15 protein-coding genes are annotated in these 16,754 nt (G+C 34.6%); 9 read left to right on the forward strand and 6 right to left on the reverse strand.

The window, feature by feature from the left end; all coding sequences use genetic code 11:
* Positions 1 to 157: 157 nt before the first annotated feature.
* From BM239_RS14020 to BM239_RS14030, 3 genes are all read left to right on the forward strand, one after another.
* On the forward strand, positions 158 to 1,792 hold the full coding sequence (locus BM239_RS14020) for a CTP synthase (protein WP_092209720.1): 1,635 nt from the start codon (positions 158 to 160) through the stop codon (positions 1,790 to 1,792).
* Positions 1,793 to 1,929: 137 nt separating this feature from the next.
* The gene (yidC, locus tag BM239_RS14025) at positions 1,930 to 3,837 is read left to right on the forward strand and encodes a membrane protein insertase YidC (RefSeq protein ID WP_092209722.1); all 1,908 of its coding nucleotides are present in this window, start codon (positions 1,930 to 1,932) and stop codon (positions 3,835 to 3,837) included.
* Positions 3,838 to 3,924: 87 nt separating this feature from the next.
* A complete protein-coding gene (locus tag BM239_RS14030) occupies positions 3,925 to 4,629 on the forward strand; it encodes a toxin-antitoxin system YwqK family antitoxin (RefSeq protein ID WP_092209724.1) in 705 nt (234 codons plus the stop codon).
* Between the two features lie 307 nt (positions 4,630 to 4,936).
* On the opposite strand, the gene BM239_RS14035 is transcribed toward BM239_RS14030, so the two are convergent.
* A complete protein-coding gene (locus BM239_RS14035; protein ID WP_177209053.1) occupies positions 4,937 to 6,367 on the reverse strand; it encodes a fasciclin domain-containing protein in 1,431 nt (476 codons plus the stop codon).
* A gap of 171 nt (positions 6,368 to 6,538) precedes the next feature.
* Here BM239_RS14035 and mnmA point away from each other — a divergent pair, with 171 nt between their 5' ends.
* The 5 genes from mnmA (at position 6,539) to BM239_RS14060 (ending at position 10,995) form a co-directional block, all read left to right on the forward strand.
* A complete protein-coding gene (mnmA, locus tag BM239_RS14040) occupies positions 6,539 to 7,735 on the forward strand; it encodes a tRNA 2-thiouridine(34) synthase MnmA (protein ID WP_092209726.1) in 1,197 nt (398 codons plus the stop codon).
* A gap of 58 nt (positions 7,736 to 7,793) precedes the next feature.
* On the forward strand, positions 7,794 to 8,735 hold the full coding sequence (locus BM239_RS14045; RefSeq protein ID WP_092209729.1) for an NAD(P)H-dependent flavin oxidoreductase: 942 nt from the start codon (positions 7,794 to 7,796) through the stop codon (positions 8,733 to 8,735).
* 69 nt (positions 8,736 to 8,804) lie between these two features.
* A complete protein-coding gene (locus tag BM239_RS14050; RefSeq protein WP_092209731.1) occupies positions 8,805 to 10,181 on the forward strand; it encodes an MATE family efflux transporter in 1,377 nt (458 codons plus the stop codon).
* An 8-nt stretch (positions 10,182 to 10,189) separates the two neighbouring features.
* On the forward strand, positions 10,190 to 10,417 hold the full coding sequence (locus tag BM239_RS14055; protein ID WP_092209733.1) for a hypothetical protein: 228 nt from the start codon (positions 10,190 to 10,192) through the stop codon (positions 10,415 to 10,417).
* A 2-nt stretch (positions 10,418 to 10,419) separates the two neighbouring features.
* Positions 10,420 to 10,995, forward strand: coding sequence for a phosphatase PAP2 family protein (locus BM239_RS14060; protein ID WP_092209735.1), 576 nt, complete (start codon positions 10,420 to 10,422; stop codon positions 10,993 to 10,995).
* Here BM239_RS14060 and BM239_RS14065 read toward each other — a convergent pair.
* Genes BM239_RS14065 through BM239_RS14075 form a run of 3 tightly spaced genes read right to left on the reverse strand, consistent with a single transcriptional unit; the run spans position 10,992 to position 13,943 of the window.
* Entirely contained in the window at positions 10,992 to 12,617 is a 1,626-nt protein-coding gene (locus BM239_RS14065) for an ArnT family glycosyltransferase (protein WP_092209738.1), read from the reverse strand. The genes BM239_RS14060 and BM239_RS14065 overlap by 4 nt on opposite strands.
* The gene (locus tag BM239_RS14070; protein WP_092209740.1) at positions 12,601 to 13,230 is read right to left on the reverse strand and encodes a lipid-A-disaccharide synthase N-terminal domain-containing protein; all 630 of its coding nucleotides are present in this window, start codon (positions 13,228 to 13,230) and stop codon (positions 12,601 to 12,603) included. The genes BM239_RS14065 and BM239_RS14070 overlap by 17 nt, the downstream gene beginning before the upstream one ends.
* Positions 13,230 to 13,943 carry a glycosyltransferase family 2 protein gene (locus tag BM239_RS14075; protein WP_092209742.1) on the reverse strand — a complete coding sequence of 238 codons (714 nt, stop codon included), beginning with the start codon at positions 13,941 to 13,943 and terminating at the stop codon, positions 13,230 to 13,232. Before BM239_RS14075 ends, BM239_RS14070 begins: the two co-directional genes overlap by 1 nt.
* 90 nt (positions 13,944 to 14,033) lie before the next feature.
* Here BM239_RS14075 and BM239_RS14080 point away from each other — a divergent pair, with 90 nt between their 5' ends.
* A complete protein-coding gene (locus BM239_RS14080; protein WP_092209745.1) occupies positions 14,034 to 14,975 on the forward strand; it encodes an NAD-dependent epimerase/dehydratase family protein in 942 nt (313 codons plus the stop codon).
* Here the strand turns inward: BM239_RS14080 and meaB are convergent.
* The gene (gene meaB, locus BM239_RS14085) at positions 14,970 to 16,058 is read right to left on the reverse strand and encodes a methylmalonyl Co-A mutase-associated GTPase MeaB (protein ID WP_092209747.1); all 1,089 of its coding nucleotides are present in this window, start codon (positions 16,056 to 16,058) and stop codon (positions 14,970 to 14,972) included. The two genes, BM239_RS14080 and meaB, sit on opposite strands and share 6 nt — an antisense overlap.
* Positions 16,051 to 16,617: a DUF2911 domain-containing protein gene (locus BM239_RS14090; protein ID WP_092209749.1), complete on the reverse strand. Its 567-nt coding sequence runs from the start codon at positions 16,615 to 16,617 to the stop codon at positions 16,051 to 16,053. The genes meaB and BM239_RS14090 overlap by 8 nt, the downstream gene beginning before the upstream one ends.
* Positions 16,618 to 16,754: the final 137 nt, after the last annotated feature.

Raw genomic sequence — 16,754 nt, forward strand, 5'->3', positions numbered from 1 at the left:
TGGGTAAATCTTAATAGCAACCAACTTCCTAAATCCATGATTCTACGACAAATAGTACAACAAGGAATTCCCTTCAATTTCATTTCAAAATAAAAATAATAAACACCTAAACTATTAAACTTAATATTGTAAATTTGCAGGCGTTTAACAGCGCAACATGACAACGACAACAAAATACATATTTGTAACAGGAGGTGTTACATCTTCCCTAGGTAAAGGTATTATAGCTGCCTCTTTGGCAAAGCTCTTACAAGCACAAGGATACCGTACAACCATTCAGAAATTAGATCCCTATATTAACGTAGATCCAGGAACATTAAATCCCTATGAGCACGGTGAATGTTACGTAACCGATGATGGTGCAGAAACCGATTTAGATTTAGGCCACTACGAACGATTTTTAAATGTTCCTACCAGTCAAGCAAATAACGTAACTACGGGTCGTATTTATCAAAGTGTTATTGATAAAGAGCGTCGTGGCGAATTTTTAGGGAAAACGGTTCAAGTTATTCCACACATTACGGATGAAATTAAAGAGCGCGTTCAAAAACTTGGTAATTCAGGTGATTATGATATTGTTATAACCGAGATTGGTGGTACTGTAGGTGATATTGAGTCCTTGCCCTACATTGAAGCTGTTCGTCAATTGCGTTGGGATTTGGGTGATAATAATGGTTTAGTGATTCACTTAACACTGGTGCCTTATCTTTCTGCAGCTGGCGAATTAAAAACAAAACCAACTCAACATAGTGTTAAAACTCTTATGGAAAGTGGTGTAATGGCAGATATTCTTGTTTGCCGTACAGAGCATGAGCTGCCAATGGATTTGCGTAAAAAATTGGCGTTGTTTTGCAATGTTCGCGAAGAAGCTGTCATCCAATCTATAGATGCATCTACTATTTACGATGTTCCTAATTTAATGTTGAAGCAAGGTTTAGATACTGTGGTACTTAAAAAATTAGGACTGCAAAGTCATCAACCAAATTTAACCCGTTGGAATGAATTTTTAAAGCGACATAAAAATCCAAAAACAGAAGTCACCATCGGTTTAATTGGTAAATATGTAGAGTTACAAGATTCTTATAAGTCCATTTTGGAAGCCTTTATTCATGCTGGTGCCGAAAATGAAGTCAAAGTACATGTAGAACCTATACATTCAGAATATTTAAATGCCGATAATATTCATGCTAAATTATCACACCTCAATGGTATTTTAGTAGCGCCTGGTTTTGGCGAGCGTGGTATTGAAGGAAAGATTGATGCTGTAAAATATGTACGTGAAAACAAGATGCCATTTTTTGGAATTTGTTTAGGGATGCAAATGGCCGTTATTGAATTTGCTAGAAATGTACTGAATTTAAAAGATGCTAATTCTACGGAAATGGATGCAAAAACAGCCAATCCAGTCATTGGTCTAATGGAATCGCAAAAAGATATTACCGAAAAAGGCGGTACCATGCGTTTGGGTTCTTGGTCATGTAATTTGAAACCGAATAGCATTGCCCATAAGGTTTACAAATCTAATACTATTGAAGAGCGCCATAGACACCGTTTTGAATTTAACAATACCTATAAAGATCAAATTGAAGCGTCTGGCATGATTGCTACAGGTATCAACCCAGAAACAAACTTGGTTGAAATTGTAGAAGTTTCTGATCATCCTTGGTTTGTAGGTGTGCAATACCATCCAGAATATAAGAGTACGGTTGCTAATCCGCATCCACTTTTTGTGGCTTTTGTTAAAGCAGCACTAAAACATAAAAATAAAAATAAGCGTGCCACTATGGCATAAACATAATTTTGGATAGTTTTTTGTAATTAGCAAGAAACTATTTATTTGATAATTTTATAAGTGTCCTTTTTTTACAATTAATCAGTAAATCTTAATAAGAAGCTGTTGTTAGTTTAAAAGGGACAAGTAAGTAACATATGGAACAAAAGAAATTTGACCTAAATTCAGTAATAGGTTTCGTCCTAATTTTCGGAATACTTGTGTACATGATGTACACCAATCAGCCAACACCCGAGGAGTTAGCCGAACAAGAACGAGCAAAACAAGAACAAGTTGAAGCTGAAAAACAAGCCGAAAATCAAAAAGAAACGGCTATTACCACTGCAGAGGATTTTTCCGCATTAAATGCACAAGATTCAACACAATTAGTTGCTTTACAGAATAAATTAGGTGCTTTTGCCTATTCTGCCAGTTTACCATCGGCCACTACCAAGGAAACAGAAATTAAAACAGATGTTTTAGATTTAAAATTCAGTAATAAAGGTGGTTATTTATCTGAAGTGAAATTGAAAAAGTTTGTCGATTTTGATTCCATTCCAATTTACCTAATAAAAGATGGCAATACCGATTTTAATATCAATTTCGGTACGTCTGATAGTCGTATTCTGAACACAAAGGATTTATATTTTGAGCCTACAGTAACTAAAAATGGTGAAAACACGATCGTTTCTATGAAGCTTAAAGTGTCTGCAAACCAATTTTTAGAGTATCGCTATGAAATTCAACCTAATAATTATATGGTTGATTTTACAATTCGTTCTCAAGGTTTAAGTAATGTCATCAATAGCTCGCAACCTATTAATTTAAATTGGGCGTTAAAAACGTACCGTCATGATAAAAGCATTAGTTATGAAAACCGTTATACCCGATTAACATACCAATATGAAGGTGATAAAATAGACAAATTAAGTCCTACTGGTGAAGATGAAGAAACAGAAGCCGATGTTAATTGGTTGTCTTACAGACAGCATTTCTTTAGTAGTATTTTAACGTCTAAAATTCCATTAAAATCGGTTCAGCTTAATTCTACCGACTTGGTAGAAAATGAAGAAATTGATACTGTGTTTACAAAGACATTTCAATCTAAATTTACTTTAGAACCATCTGCTGGCGAATTAAATCAAGATTTAGGGTTTTATTTCGGTCCAACTGATAATAAAGTTTTACAGAAATACGACATTGGTTTAGAAGATAGTATTCCGTTTGGATGGGGGATTTTTGGTTGGATAAACCGTTATGTATTTGTTCCGTTATTTGCATTTTTAGCTGGATTTTTGCCATATGGTATTGCTATTATTGTCATGACTGTTTTAATTAAAATGTTATTGTCTTTTGTGCAATACAAACAGTTTTTATCACAGGCAAAATTAAAAGTTTTAAAGCCAGAATTGGACGCGATTCGTGAAAAGTATAAGGATAATAAAATGAAAGCCCAGCAGGAAACTATGGCTTTACAAAACAAAGCAGGCGCTAGCCCGTTGAGTGGTTGTTTACCAGCTTTAATACAGTTGCCAGTTTTCTATGCTTTATTCCAATTTTTTCCATCTGCTTTCGATTTAAGACAGAAAAGTTTCCTTTGGGCAGACGATTTATCGTCTTATGATATCATTGCCAATTTGCCGTTTACAATACCATTCTATGGCGATCATGTAAGTTTGTTTCCAATATTGGCTTCAATAGCTATTTTCTTTTATATGAAAATGACTACAGGACAGCAAATGGCATCACAGCCTACTCAAGAAGGCATGCCAGATATGGGTAAACTTATGAAATATATGATTTACTTATCGCCATTAATGATGTTATTCTTCTTTAATAATTACGCGTCTGGTTTAAGTTTGTATTACTTTATTTCAAACCTTATAAGTATCGGAATTATGTTAGTCATAAAAAACTATATTTTAGACGAAGACAAGATTCATGCTCAAATTCAGATAAATAAGAAGAAACCTAAAAAGCAAAATAAGTTTCAGAAAAAAATGGCTGATATGATGGAGCAAGCCGAACAACAGAAGCAAGCGCAAGAAAGGCGTAAGAAAAAATAGTTTATATAAGCTGCCTTAATAGGCAGCTTTTTTGATATAACAAATTCTATATTTTTTCGTTTAGACAATTAATAGATTATAATATTTATGAAGCAGACACTTTTAGTTTTAGCACTATTGGTTGGTTTTAGCAGTTTTGCACAAACATTAAATCAATTTGATGCCGATGGGAAACGCCACGGTAAGTGGAAAAAGAACTTTGATGGCACCGATGTTATCCGTTATGAAGGTACATTTGAGCATGGTAAAGAAATAGGTGTGTTTAAATTCTATAAAAACATAAAAGGAGAAGCAATATTAACTGCCACTCGCGAATTTAACTCTAATAATAATACTGCTAAAGTTACTTTCTATGGAAGCAATGGAATTGTTATTAGTGAAGGGATGATGCAGAACAAATTATATATTGGAGACTGGAAGTATTACCATAGTAACGGAACTCAACTCATGACTTTTGAGAACTATAGCTCTAAAGGTCTGCTAGAAGGTGAAAAGCTTGTTTATTATTTAAGTGGACAAATTGCAGAAAATGCACGTTATGAAAATGGAAAACGCCATGGTAAAACTATTAATTATGCAGAAAATGGCACTGTAATTAAAGAGCAGCATTACCAGATAGGTGATTTGCATGGAATAGCCAAGTTTTTTGACGAATCAGGGACGTTGTTAGTTGAAGGTTTGTACAAAAACAATCAAAAACATGGCCTTTGGAAGTACTATGAAAATGGTGTTTTGAAAGAAGAAAAAGACTTTACACCAAAAAGTAATAATCCGTATAAAAAGTCTAATTAAAGCCTAATCCCGTAAAAATTAAAAAGCTCCTTAAAGTTTTAAGGAGCTTTACTTATTTAGGCATGCATTTGTAATTTTTAGCTATTAATCAATCAAAATGGGGAATACCTAAACATAAGCGCTACAATATATATATTTAAAGGAGGATATCAAACAACGATTGTATTTTATTTTAAAGTTTTAATATAATTTTTATTAAAAAAATAAAGGCTACTGTTTTTACACAATAACCTTTATTCTCTTTCATAGCAATTTTAATTTAACGACTCTTCAAATAAGACGTTTATTTTATTGACTCTTTTTTCTATTATAAAGGTGGTAAAACAACCTTATCGATAGCATGAATTACGCCATTGGAAGCTTGAACATCAACAGCAATTATGTTGCTAACTCTGCCGTTTGCATCTGTTAAGGTTGCACCACCAGTTATATTTGCTGTAATGTCTCCACCTAATGTGCTTACAGTCATATTATCCATTAATGCTGTTGATCTTACGTTTGCTCCGGCAACTGCGTGCATGTCTAATGTAGCTTTTAAAGTTGCTTCAGGGATATCACCTAAAGATGCTACATTTAATTCTGTTAGTAAATCGCCAAACGCGTCGTTTGTTGGTGCGAATACTGTAAAAGGCGCTGGAGCTGTTCCGTTTGGTGTAGAAAGTGTTCCTACGTAGTCAAAAGTTAAATCGTCTCTTGTTAATGCTGCTACTAAAGTTTCAAAAGTAGGATCAGCCAATGCGAAATCTACTACAGTTGGTAATCCAATTACAGCATCTACTGCGTGGATAACTCCATTTGTACCAACAACGTCAGCTTCCGCCACACTAGATATACCATTAAATGTTACACCATCTGAAGTATTGAAATATAAACTCATTGCGTTATCTCCAGCACCTGTTGCACTAGTTGTTGTATATCCTGAACCCATATTTACTAAATCTGTAGAAAAAGTGGCTCCTGCTAACACGTGATTTAAAAGTACCTGAGATAATACATCTGTAGGTACATCACCAAGACCAGAAAAACCATTATCCGCTAAAAAGTCTGAAAATGCCATATCTACAGGTGCTAATACTGTATACGGTCCATTACCTTGTAAAACGGAAACTAAATCTCCATCTGCGGCTCCTAAAGCAGCTACTAAATTACTAAAGCTTGAATTAGCTAAAGCGTGGTCTACAACATCAGGTAATCCGATAACACCATCAACAATATGAATTATTCCATTAGAGGCAGCTACATCTGCTGTAGAAACAGAAGCTACATTATTAAATCGAACATCATTGTTTGCTGTATTAAAATACAGGCTCATACTTGCACCGCCAGCACCTGTTGCGTTGGTAGAGGCATAACCACTACCTTGACTCACTAAAGCAGTCGAAGGAACTGACCCAGAAATCACGTGATTTAATAATACTTGCGATAAGACATCAGTTGGAACGTCATCTAAAGATGCGAAACCATTATCTGATAAAAAAGCAGCAAAAGCATCGTTGTCTGGTGCTAAAACTGTAAACGGTCCAGAACCTTGTAGTACTGAAACTAAATCGCCATCGGCAGCTTGAAGAGCAGCTACTAAAGAACTTAATTCAGGGTTTGCCAACGCTAAATCAACAATGTTATTTTGTTGTGGCGTGGGTGTAATTGGGTTGTTGTCGTCATCACTACTACATGATGCGATTAAGAATACTGCTAATAAACTAGCAGAAAATCTTTTTAAAGCTGTTAATGTTTTCATTTTATTTGATTTTTTATGTTTGTTTATCAAACATACAAAAACATTAAACAAAACACCAAATTTGTTTACTAATTTTAACAAAAAATTAAACAAAAATTATAAAAACCTTTAAATCAATCAGTTTTTGAGTTGCCATATATTGAACGAATTCTGTTATCTTTGCACCAAATTATGGAAAATAAAAAACGTGTTATAGTCGGTTTATCTGGAGGTGTAGATTCCAGTGTTGCAGCGTATCTTTTAAAGGAGCAAGGCTTTGAGGTTATTGGTTTGTTTATGAAAAACTGGCATGATGACTCTGTAACAATTTCAGATGAATGTCCGTGGTTAGATGACAGCAATGATGCTATGTTAGTTGCTGATAAATTAGGAATTCCTTTTCAGACAGTTGATTTAAGTGAAGCCTATAAGGAACGTATAGTTGATTACATGTTCAAAGAATATGAAAGCGGTAGGACACCAAATCCTGACGTGCTATGCAACCGAGAGATTAAATTCGATGTTTTTATGAAAATAGCATTAGACTTGGGAGCCGATTATGTAGCTACAGGTCACTATTGTCGTAAAACATCATTTAATAAAAATGGTCAAACTATTCATCAATTATTAGCTGGTGTTGACATAAATAAAGATCAATCTTATTTTTTATGTCAATTATCTCAAGCGCAATTGGCAAAATCGCTATTTCCTATTGGCGAACTAACAAAACCGCAAGTTCGCGATATAGCCTCAAAACTGGATTTAATTACGGCCGATAAAAAAGACTCACAAGGCTTGTGTTTTATAGGAAAGGTTCGACTACCAGAGTTTCTTCAGCAAAAATTAAAACCTAAAGAAGGGGTTATTGTTGAAATTCCAAATACATATAGAGGTTACAATAATGAAATTCCAATATTCAATTCCAAACAGTCGGAACTAGACTATTTAACCAAAAAGGCCAATTACAGTGTGTCGGACGGTAAAATAGTAGGTAAACATCAAGGCGCCCATTTTTATACTAAAGGACAGCGAAAAGGCTTGGCTGTTGGCGGTACTGTTGAACCACTTTTTGTAATTGATACCGACGTAGAAGCCAATGTTATTTATACAGGTCAAGGTAAAATGCATCCTGGATTATACAAATCGGCACTGTTTATCACAAACGAAGATTTGCACTGGGTTCGTGAAGATTTAGCCTTGTTAGTTGGTGATACTTTAGATGTTCTAGCACGTATTCGTTATCGGCAACCATTAGAAAAAGCAACACTTTACCGTGTGGAATCTGGGTTGTTTATCGAGTTTTCAAATCCGCAATCAGCCATTGCTGAAGGGCAATTTGCAGCTTGGTATTTAGGAGAAGAACTTATTGGTTCGGGTGTTATATCTTAATTTACGGATTAGTAAAACAATCTATTTTAATAAACTTCATTTTAAATTTTAGCATATTATGTCTAACAGAATTACCAAACTTTTTAATATTCAATATCCAATTATTCAAGCTGGAATGATTTGGAATTCAGGTTGGCGTTTAGCTTCAGCATCTAGTAACGCTGGTATTTTAGGCTTAATAGGAGCTGGAAGTATGTATCCTGACGTGTTGCGTGAGCATATTCAGAAATGTAAAAAAGCAACCAGTAAATCTTTTGGTGTTAACGTTCCCATGTTGTATCCAAATGTGGAAGAAATCATGAATATTATTGTAGAAGAAGGTGTAAAAATTGTTTTCACTTCTGCAGGAAATCCTAAAACGTGGACAAGCTGGTTGCAAGAACGTGGCATTACGGTTGTCCATGTGGTGAGTAGTGTCAAGTTTGCCCTCAAAGCGCAAGAAGCAGGTGTGGATGCCGTTGTTGCCGAAGGTTTTGAGGCAGGTGGACATAATGGTCGTGATGAAACCACAACATTAACATTAATTCCTATGGTAAAAGAACAGTTGTCCATTCCATTAATTGCGGCTGGAGGCATAGCCACTGGAAAAGCCATGTTAGCCACCATGATTTTAGGAGCCGATGCAGTTCAAGTTGGAAGTCGCTTTGTGGCGAGTGAAGAAAGTTCAGCGCATCAAGCTTTTAAACAAGTTGTTGTGGATGCAAAAGAAGGTGCTACTCAATTAACGTTAAAAGAATTGGCACCAGTTCGTTTAATAAAAAACAAGTTTTTTAATGATATTCAGGAGCTTTATAAATCTGCTCCTACACCAGAACAATTAAAAGAACTATTAGGGCGTGCACGTGCTAAACGTGGTATGTTTGAAGGTGATTTGGAAGATGGTGAATTAGAAATTGGTCAAATAGCAGGACTTATCCACGATATAAAACCTGTAGCAGAACTAGTTAATACTATAATGACCGAGTTTGAGGATGCCAAAAGATATGTAGGATCACTTTAATAATTGTACAATTAAATTTTAATAAAAGTTTATATAGTTTAGGCAAAACCTAAATACTACTTTTGCCAAATGGTACTCAGCAATTACACAAAAGAATTTAAATATAACTGGCAATTGGCAGCTCCTGTCATGCTGGGTATGTTAGGGCATACCTTTGTGGGTTTTGTTGACAATATTATGGTTGGGCAATTGGGAACTGCCGAATTAGCTGCTGTGTCTTTAGGTAATAGTTTTATGTTTATAGCCATGTCTTTAGGAATTGGTTTTTCTACCGCTATAACACCACTTATAGCAGAAGCCGATGCAGAAGGAAATTTTACCAAGGGTAAATCAGCTTTTAAGCATGGTTTATTTTTGTGCTCGTCTTTAGGGTTGTTTTTATTTATCCTGCTCTTATTTGCAAAACCTTTAATGTATGTAATGAAACAACCTTTAGAGGTTGTGGAGCTGGCTATTCCTTATTTAGAATGGGTGGCATTTTCATTAGTACCTTTAATTGTTTTTCAAGCGTTTAAGCAATTTAGTGATGGTTTATCCATGACACGATATCCCATGTATGCAACTATAGTAGCTAATGTTGTAAATGTCGTTTTAAACTATGTTCTTATTTTTGGAAAATTTGGTTTTCCCGAGTTTGGAATAGTTGGTGCTGCATATGGAACTTTAATTTCACGCATTGTGATGGTTGTTTTTCTTTGGTGGATTCTTAAAGGCCATAAAAAATCGAGAAATTATGTTACAAATATTAAAATATTTGTTTTAGATAAATTAGAGCTTCAAAAAGTCATTAACTTGGGGTCGCCTAGTGCTATGCAAATGTTTTTTGAAGTCGCCATTTTTACAGCTGCCATTTGGTTAAGTGGTTTGTTAGGTAAAAACGCGCAAGCAGCCAACCAAATTGCCTTAAACTTATCATCAATGACATTCATGGTGGCAACAGGTTTAAGTGTTGCCTCTATGATTCGCGTCGGGAACCAAAAAGGATTAAAGAATTACTTTGAATTACGCAGAATTGCCTTTTCTATTTTTTTGTTAGGAACCATTTTGGCTGTCGCTTTTGGGTTGTTGTTCTTTGTTTTTCATGAGCAACTGCCAAAATTATATTTAGATAATTCGGATGTTTTAAACGCAGTTGATAATGCTGAAGTAATGCGTATTGCGGCCAATTTATTAATTGCAGCTGCTATTTTTCAAATTAGTGATAGTATTCAAGTGGTTATGCTGGGTGCTTTACGTGGCTTACAGGATGTTAAAATACCAACCATTATTACCTTTATTTCATACTGGATTGTTGGGTTTCCAATTAGTATTTATTTTGGAAGTGCCGAACGGTATGCTAGTTTTGGAATTTGGCTGGGCTTACTGGCTGGATTAACCGTTGCTGCTATTTTATTATTTATCCGATTTAACTATCTTACCAAACGTTTAATTTTATCTAACAAGTAACTTCTTATATGGACTTCCCAAAATTTTTATTAGGCGATAACACCGATTTTCCCGAAGCAATTTTTGTTATTCATACCGAGTTTCCAAGATTCATAATTAATTTAGAAAATGACGATGTTGAATGGTTAGAAGATTTTGATCAACATGACCAAAAAGAATTGGAAATAGAGGCAGAAAGCCTCATACAACAAGCCAATGATTTTTACGATCGTGAAATAGAACGCTACGAAGATTAATTATGTTAGAACAATTAGTACAACTTGATATTGAGCTTTTTCTTTATTTAAATAATTTAGGGTCTACATCTTGGGATGCATTTTGGATGTTTTATACCACCAAGTTCTATTGGATACCTTTCTATGCCGTTTTATTATTTTTAATTTTCAGAACACGGACGCCGAAACTATTTTTAATAACCATCGTGGTGATTGCTTTAATGGTTTTATTTACAGATCAAATGACCAATGTATTTAAAAAGGTTTTGGTCATGCGCTTGAGACCTTGTCATGACCCTACTTTAGAAGGTTTAATGCGTTTGGTTAAGCCTAATTGTGGCGGACAATACGGGTTTTTCTCTGGTCATGCTTCCAATTCTATGGCAGTTGCTGTTTTTAGTGGTTTATTGCTTCGCTTTAAGTATAAATATTTTATATTTTTCATGCTGCTCTGGTCAGCAGCTATGGGTTATAGCCGTATTTATATTGGTGTACATTTTCCTTTAGATGTTGTTTGCGGTATGGCGTTTGGAGCGTTATCAGGTTTTCTATTTTACAAACTAGATATTTATTTGCAACACCGCTTTCGTGTCCGTTAATTTTTTTTGGTGAGTAAGTAGTAAGTGGCTACAAGTCTATCTTTATACTGACGGGATTCTTTAAAAGCGGTATTTAAATTGAACCTATCTATTTCTTTAATGGTGTAGTTCTCTTGAAGTATTTTAGAATCTTCAGGGCTCACACCAATAGCTAATAATCCAAAATTTGTTTCTTTAGGCAAGCTAATTGACCCATCTTCATTTTTAATTTGAGGAATTTTTTGTCCGTATTCCCAAATCATTTCAGGTGCAATATAATTAAACTGATAGAGCTTTAACCGATTGGAAATTTCAGAATTAATAGGATGGTAATCGGGACTGTTTAAAGCCTCTTTAAGCGGTAAGGCTGTTAAAATTAGACTTGCATAAAGCCCAACCGTACAGATAATTACCAGGCGTATGTTTTTTTGTTTTAAGAATTTTAAAATTAAAATTCCCATAGAAAAAACCAGTACTGTAGCAATGATAAAATAGAACCAATAACCAGCAAGGTTATCCTTAAGGAAAACAAATGCTAAAACAGGAAAAACAACTCCAATAATTCCTATGAGTCCAAAGTTGAAATAGACAGGTATGGTTTCACGTTTATTTTTTAAGTTTTTAAATTCACGTATTAAATAATCTAAATAAAAACTACAATTAATAGCCAGCGGAATTAGTACAGGCATTAAATATCTTGATTTTTTTTCAGGAATTAGTGATAATAAAATGACCGCAAATAGCGTCCATAAGAAACTAAATTTATACGCTTTCCGATTTCGCACACGTGTTTTTAAATACGGATATAATAAACTTATAAAAGCAGGAATAGTCCACAAACCACTTTGAGTAAAGAAGCTCCAATAGTAATAAAACGGTCGCACATTATAGCTGCTCCAGTTTCCTGTTTCTTTTTCAGCTATAGCTAAAAAAGTTGCAGGATCTTCCAATCTCACATATAAATACCACCAACCTCCTATGGCAAGCGCTAAAATTATTAGAAGTATGGTTGGAATGACTTTCGATTTAAATCGTTTGTATTTAAATGAAAATCCATATGCTAAAACAAAGGGAAGCAGTAAGGCATAGAAGCTTACAGGGCCTTTACTTAAAATAGAGAAACCAATAAAGAAACTTGCTAAAAGAGCTGATTTCCATTGGGTTTTTTCTGCTTCAAAAAAACAAAATAGGTAATAAATAGCCACAGACATAAAACCGTGAGTAAAAATATCCCAAGGTGCTTCTATCATAATTCCAATAACATAGAAAGAGGTGCTAACCGTAATAGCAGCTAGCAAACCAAAAGATTGACTATGGGTAATTTTTCGAGATAATTTAAAAACAAAAATGGCTATCAGCATTATAAATAGTACCGCAGGTAAACGCATTGCAAACACACTTTTTACTCCAAAAACGAGAGCTGAAATAGCGGTAAGCCACGTAGGTAGAGGAGGTTTTTCATAACGTGCTTCACCATTCATGGTAGTAAGCAGCCAGTTGTTATCGGTTATCATTTCCCGAGCTGTAATAAAATTACGTGCTTCCATAATAGTCACGTTCATAACATCTAAATTTGGAAGCAAAACAAGAGCAACTCCAAAGCAAATAAATAAAACGGGATATTTTTTAAGAAGTGGAAGCATAGGATCTGATTAAAATTAAATTTCTAATATAGATAATAGCACCCAGAATATGACCTGTAAATAAAACTGGGTCTTTTCTGAAAACAGCATAAGTTAAAATCAGTATAGAACCTATTAAACTTAATAACCAAAAACCAAATGGTAAAGCGGATTCTTTTTGTTTTTCGGAGTATAACCACTGATAAATAAAACGTAATGTGAAAACTATTTGTGATACAATTCCAAGTGTTAATAGCCAAAAAGGGATGGCTTCATTTTTAAAAAGTTTAACCACATCAATCGTATTATTATTAAAGTAGTAAATAGCTATAAATGTAGGCATCAGTAGTAAAAACCACTGCATGAATTTAGGATATTTTTGCCATTGGTTTTGTAATTGTAAATTCCGGATATAGATAAAATAGGTCAGTCCTTGGCCAAGCATGATAGCAAAATCATCTCGTAGATATCCATAAATAAAAAGCAAAAATGAAGCAAATAAGCTCAAAGTCCAAAATATAGTTGGTGTAATTACACGTTTTTGTTTTTCAGAATGTAACCACTGGACAATAAGTCGGGATGAGAACAAAATTTGTGCTAAAAATCCAATGCTATATATGAGCCAATTACTCATTAACTATGTTTTTCAACCGTATAATTAATGTACTTTTTCTTCATCCAAAGGTAAGCAAAACAGTCCATCAATGGCCCTATTAACCGATTCCAAACACCAAACTTGGCCTCTCCTGCAACTCGGGGAAAATGTTTAACGGGTACTTGAATAATTTTTCCGTTTTGCAATAAAATCATAGCAGGAAGAAAGCGATGTAAACCTTCAAACATGGGAATGCGTTTGGCATAAACTGTTTTAATAACTTTTAACGGACAGCCGGTGTCATCCATGCCATCTTTAGTAAATGCTCGACGAATACCATTGGCTATTGTAGAGGACATGTTTTTTACAAAACTATCTTTCCTGTTTGCGCGGACACCCGTAACCAAATCATAGTCCTTAATATGTTCTAAAAGCACATTGAAATCTTTTGGATCTGTTTGTAAATCAGAATCAATATAACCCACTAATTCAGTATCTGCATAATCAAAACCAGCTTTTATGGCCGCACTTAAACCACGATTTTCCTTAAAACTAATATATTGAAACTCTGGATGCCTATTTGCTATGGCTTCAATATGTTGCTGACTACTGTCTTTAGAACCATCATTTACAAAAAGAATTTTTGTTTTTTTGCTAGCTATTTTAATGTATTCTAATAATTCCTTCTCTACACGTGGTAAATTGTCTTCTTCATTATAAACAGGAACTATAATTGTAAATTGGTAATCCATAAAATTAAAGTTGTACTACAAATGTATTCTTTTTTATAGAATTCCAATCTTACAGAAAAAAAATGTTTCTTTGTAATAGAATTAAGATTTATGAAGATACTAGTTACTGGTGCAGTGGGTTTTATAGGCTCACATACAGCCGAACGCTTAAAAGATATGGGACATGATGTAATAGGTGTGGATAATTTTTCGCCTTATTACAGCAAATCCTTAAAAAAATTAAACGAAACAGCGCTAATTAACAAAGGTATTCGTGTTTTGAAATTGGATTTACGTTCTGATAATTTGAACGACAATTTACCAAAGGATATTGATTTCATCTTTCATTTTGCTGCTCAACCTGGTATTTCTTCCACATCAACTTTTGAAGACTATTTCACCAATAATATTATTGCAACCAAGAATGTAATTGATTATGCTTTACAATTAAACGATTTAAAGTTATTTGTAAATATAGGCACTTCTTCCATTTACGGCTTGCAAGCAACTTTTCCAGAAGATGTGGCGCCAAAACCAGCTTCACACTATGGTGTTACTAAATTGGCGGCTGAACAATTGGTACTTCAAAAATCGCGTGAAAAGCAAATGAAATCTTGCTCGTTACGGTTGTATTCTGTTTTTGGACCTCGTGAACGTCCTGAAAAAATGTATACTAAACTCATTGCCTGTGGCTTTAATAATGAAGCATTTCCGTTATACGAAGGCAGCTCAACACATTTACGCAGTTTTACCTATGTAGATGATATTGTAGATGGTGTGGTAAGTGTTATGGACTTTGTTGATGCTGTTGATGGCGAAATTATTAATCTTGGAACCGAAGTAGAGCATACCACACAAGAGGGTATTGATGCTGTAGCGCAAGTGATGGATATGGAAATTGCCATTAATCACGTATCGGCTAGAGCTGGCGATCAATTACGTACGAAAGCCATTATTGATAAAGCCAGACGTTTAATAAATTACAATCCTCAAACCACCTTGTTAGAAGGTGTTGAGAAGCAAGTAGCTTGGTATAAAGCCAATTTTCTATAAGTCAGTTTTTAAGTGTAATAGGTAGTCAGCAGCTGCAAAAGGTGTTGTTTTTTGTGCTTCAATTAATCCTAATTGAAGTTTTAATGCTTTTTTAATAACATCGTTATTGAAGAAATCAGCATGTAAATGGTCTTTTATTGTTTCAATTAGCCAAAATTTATTCTGTTCCTGGCGTCTTTTTTCAAAATATCCATTGCTCTGTGTCTGATTTACGTAAGTATTTATAGTTTCCCAAACGGTATCAATTCCTTCATTGTGTAAGGCACTACATAATACAACTTTTGGCTGCCAAGCGGAATCTTTTTCAGGATATAAATGCAAGGCACGATTAAACTCTACTTTAGCTATTTTAGCTGCTTTTAAATTGTCACCATCGGCTTTATTAATAGCGATAGAATCTGCCATTTCTATAATACCACGTTTAATACCTTGTAATTCATCACCAGCACCTGCAAGTTTTAGTAATAGAAAAAAATCTACCATACTATGAACAGCTGTTTCACTTTGTCCAACACCAACGGTTTCAATTAAAATAGTATCAAAACCTGCCGCTTCACATAGAATAATAGTTTCACGCGTTTTGCGCGCAACACCACCTAAAGATTCTCCAGAAGGAGAGGGCCTGATATAGACATTCGTGTCTTTCACCAAATCTTCCATTCGGGTTTTATCTCCTAAAATACTGCCTTTGGTAATTGAGCTACTTGGATCAATAGCTAAAACGGCAATCTTTTTACCTGATTTAGATAAAAAGGTCCCAAAGGATTCAATAAACGTGCTTTTTCCCACACCGGGAACACCTGTAATCCCAATTCTTATTGATTTATTGGCATGCGGTAAGCAGCCTTTTATAATGTCGTGGGCTTGAAGGGAATGTGTTTTATTGGTGCTTTCAATTAAGGTAATGGCGCGACTTAAAGCAGTCATGTTACCTTCTAAAATACGATCAATGAGTTGTTGGGTCGTTGGTTTTGTTTCACGACGATTTTTTATGGCAGCAATAATATTCTGGTTAATGGTTTCGGGTTGCGAAACACCAGCCTGTTCTTGCAATGCTTTTTTATGTGTTGTTTTTTTAGTCAAAAGTTTCTATTGGTACAGCTATTTTGGTTTGATCCCAAGCCATGGTTAGAGATAGATGATCCAACGCATTGTCAAATCCAATTGTAAATTGTTCTACCGTAATGCCAGTGTCTTCTACTGGAACAGATACCGTTATGACATCAAATTCGGGTTCACGCATGGGTTTCATTTCGGTGTCAACACCCCAAGCATATTGCTTTGAATTAAACATCACTTGCCAAGTGGAATCATTAGGAATGGTCCATAAGGTGTATTTTCCAGCTGGAAGCGAATCGTTGTTTATTTGCAAGGGCTTGTTAGTCTTAAATGTTGTTGCTTCATTTGCGCCTGTTCTCCACACTTGCTGGTAAGGCACCAATCCGCCAAATATTTCTCGACCGCGTTTTGACGGACGGTTATAAACAATATCTAATTGCAAATCATTTTTTGAAAACGATACAGTATCTATTGGACTTTTTCGAGGCGCAAGTAAACTACCATCAACAAAAAAGGAGTATAAAAATAAACTGATGGCAACTAGAAATAAGCCTCCTAAAAACCATTTAAAAAATCTATTCATAAAGGACTAATATTAACGATATAAAGATACTTTAAATGTTATTTTTATTAAAGCGCTATCACATATTTTTAAGAGTTATTTTTTATAACTGAAAAAAAAATAGGCATTTTTTGCAACACATTATTTTTTTTGTCGTC

The sequence above is a fragment of the Algorimicrobium echini genome, from assembly GCF_900115185.1.
Taxonomy (GTDB): Bacteria; Bacteroidota; Bacteroidia; order Flavobacteriales; family Flavobacteriaceae; genus Algorimicrobium; species Algorimicrobium echini.

Coding starts and splice junctions, on each gene's coding strand:
- BM239_RS14020 (WP_092209720.1), top strand. CDS start 158: ATGACAACGACAACAAAATACATATTTGTAACAGGAGGTGTTACATCT.
- yidC (WP_092209722.1), top strand. CDS start 1,930: ATGGAACAAAAGAAATTTGACCTAAATTCAGTAATAGGTTTCGTCCTA.
- BM239_RS14030 (WP_092209724.1), top strand. CDS start 3,925: ATGAAGCAGACACTTTTAGTTTTAGCACTATTGGTTGGTTTTAGCAGT.
- BM239_RS14035 (WP_177209053.1), bottom strand. CDS start 6,367: ATGAAAACATTAACAGCTTTAAAAAGATTTTCTGCTAGTTTATTAGCA.
- mnmA (WP_092209726.1), top strand. CDS start 6,539: ATGGAAAATAAAAAACGTGTTATAGTCGGTTTATCTGGAGGTGTAGAT.
- BM239_RS14045 (WP_092209729.1), top strand. CDS start 7,794: ATGTCTAACAGAATTACCAAACTTTTTAATATTCAATATCCAATTATT.
- BM239_RS14050 (WP_092209731.1), top strand. CDS start 8,805: ATGGTACTCAGCAATTACACAAAAGAATTTAAATATAACTGGCAATTG.
- BM239_RS14055 (WP_092209733.1), top strand. CDS start 10,190: ATGGACTTCCCAAAATTTTTATTAGGCGATAACACCGATTTTCCCGAA.
- BM239_RS14060 (WP_092209735.1), top strand. CDS start 10,420: ATGTTAGAACAATTAGTACAACTTGATATTGAGCTTTTTCTTTATTTA.
- BM239_RS14065 (WP_092209738.1), bottom strand. CDS start 12,617: ATGCTTCCACTTCTTAAAAAATATCCCGTTTTATTTATTTGCTTTGGA.
- BM239_RS14070 (WP_092209740.1), bottom strand. CDS start 13,230: ATGAGTAATTGGCTCATATATAGCATTGGATTTTTAGCACAAATTTTG.
- BM239_RS14075 (WP_092209742.1), bottom strand. CDS start 13,943: ATGGATTACCAATTTACAATTATAGTTCCTGTTTATAATGAAGAAGAC.
- BM239_RS14080 (WP_092209745.1), top strand. CDS start 14,034: ATGAAGATACTAGTTACTGGTGCAGTGGGTTTTATAGGCTCACATACA.
- BM239_RS14090 (WP_092209749.1), bottom strand. CDS start 16,617: ATGAATAGATTTTTTAAATGGTTTTTAGGAGGCTTATTTCTAGTTGCC.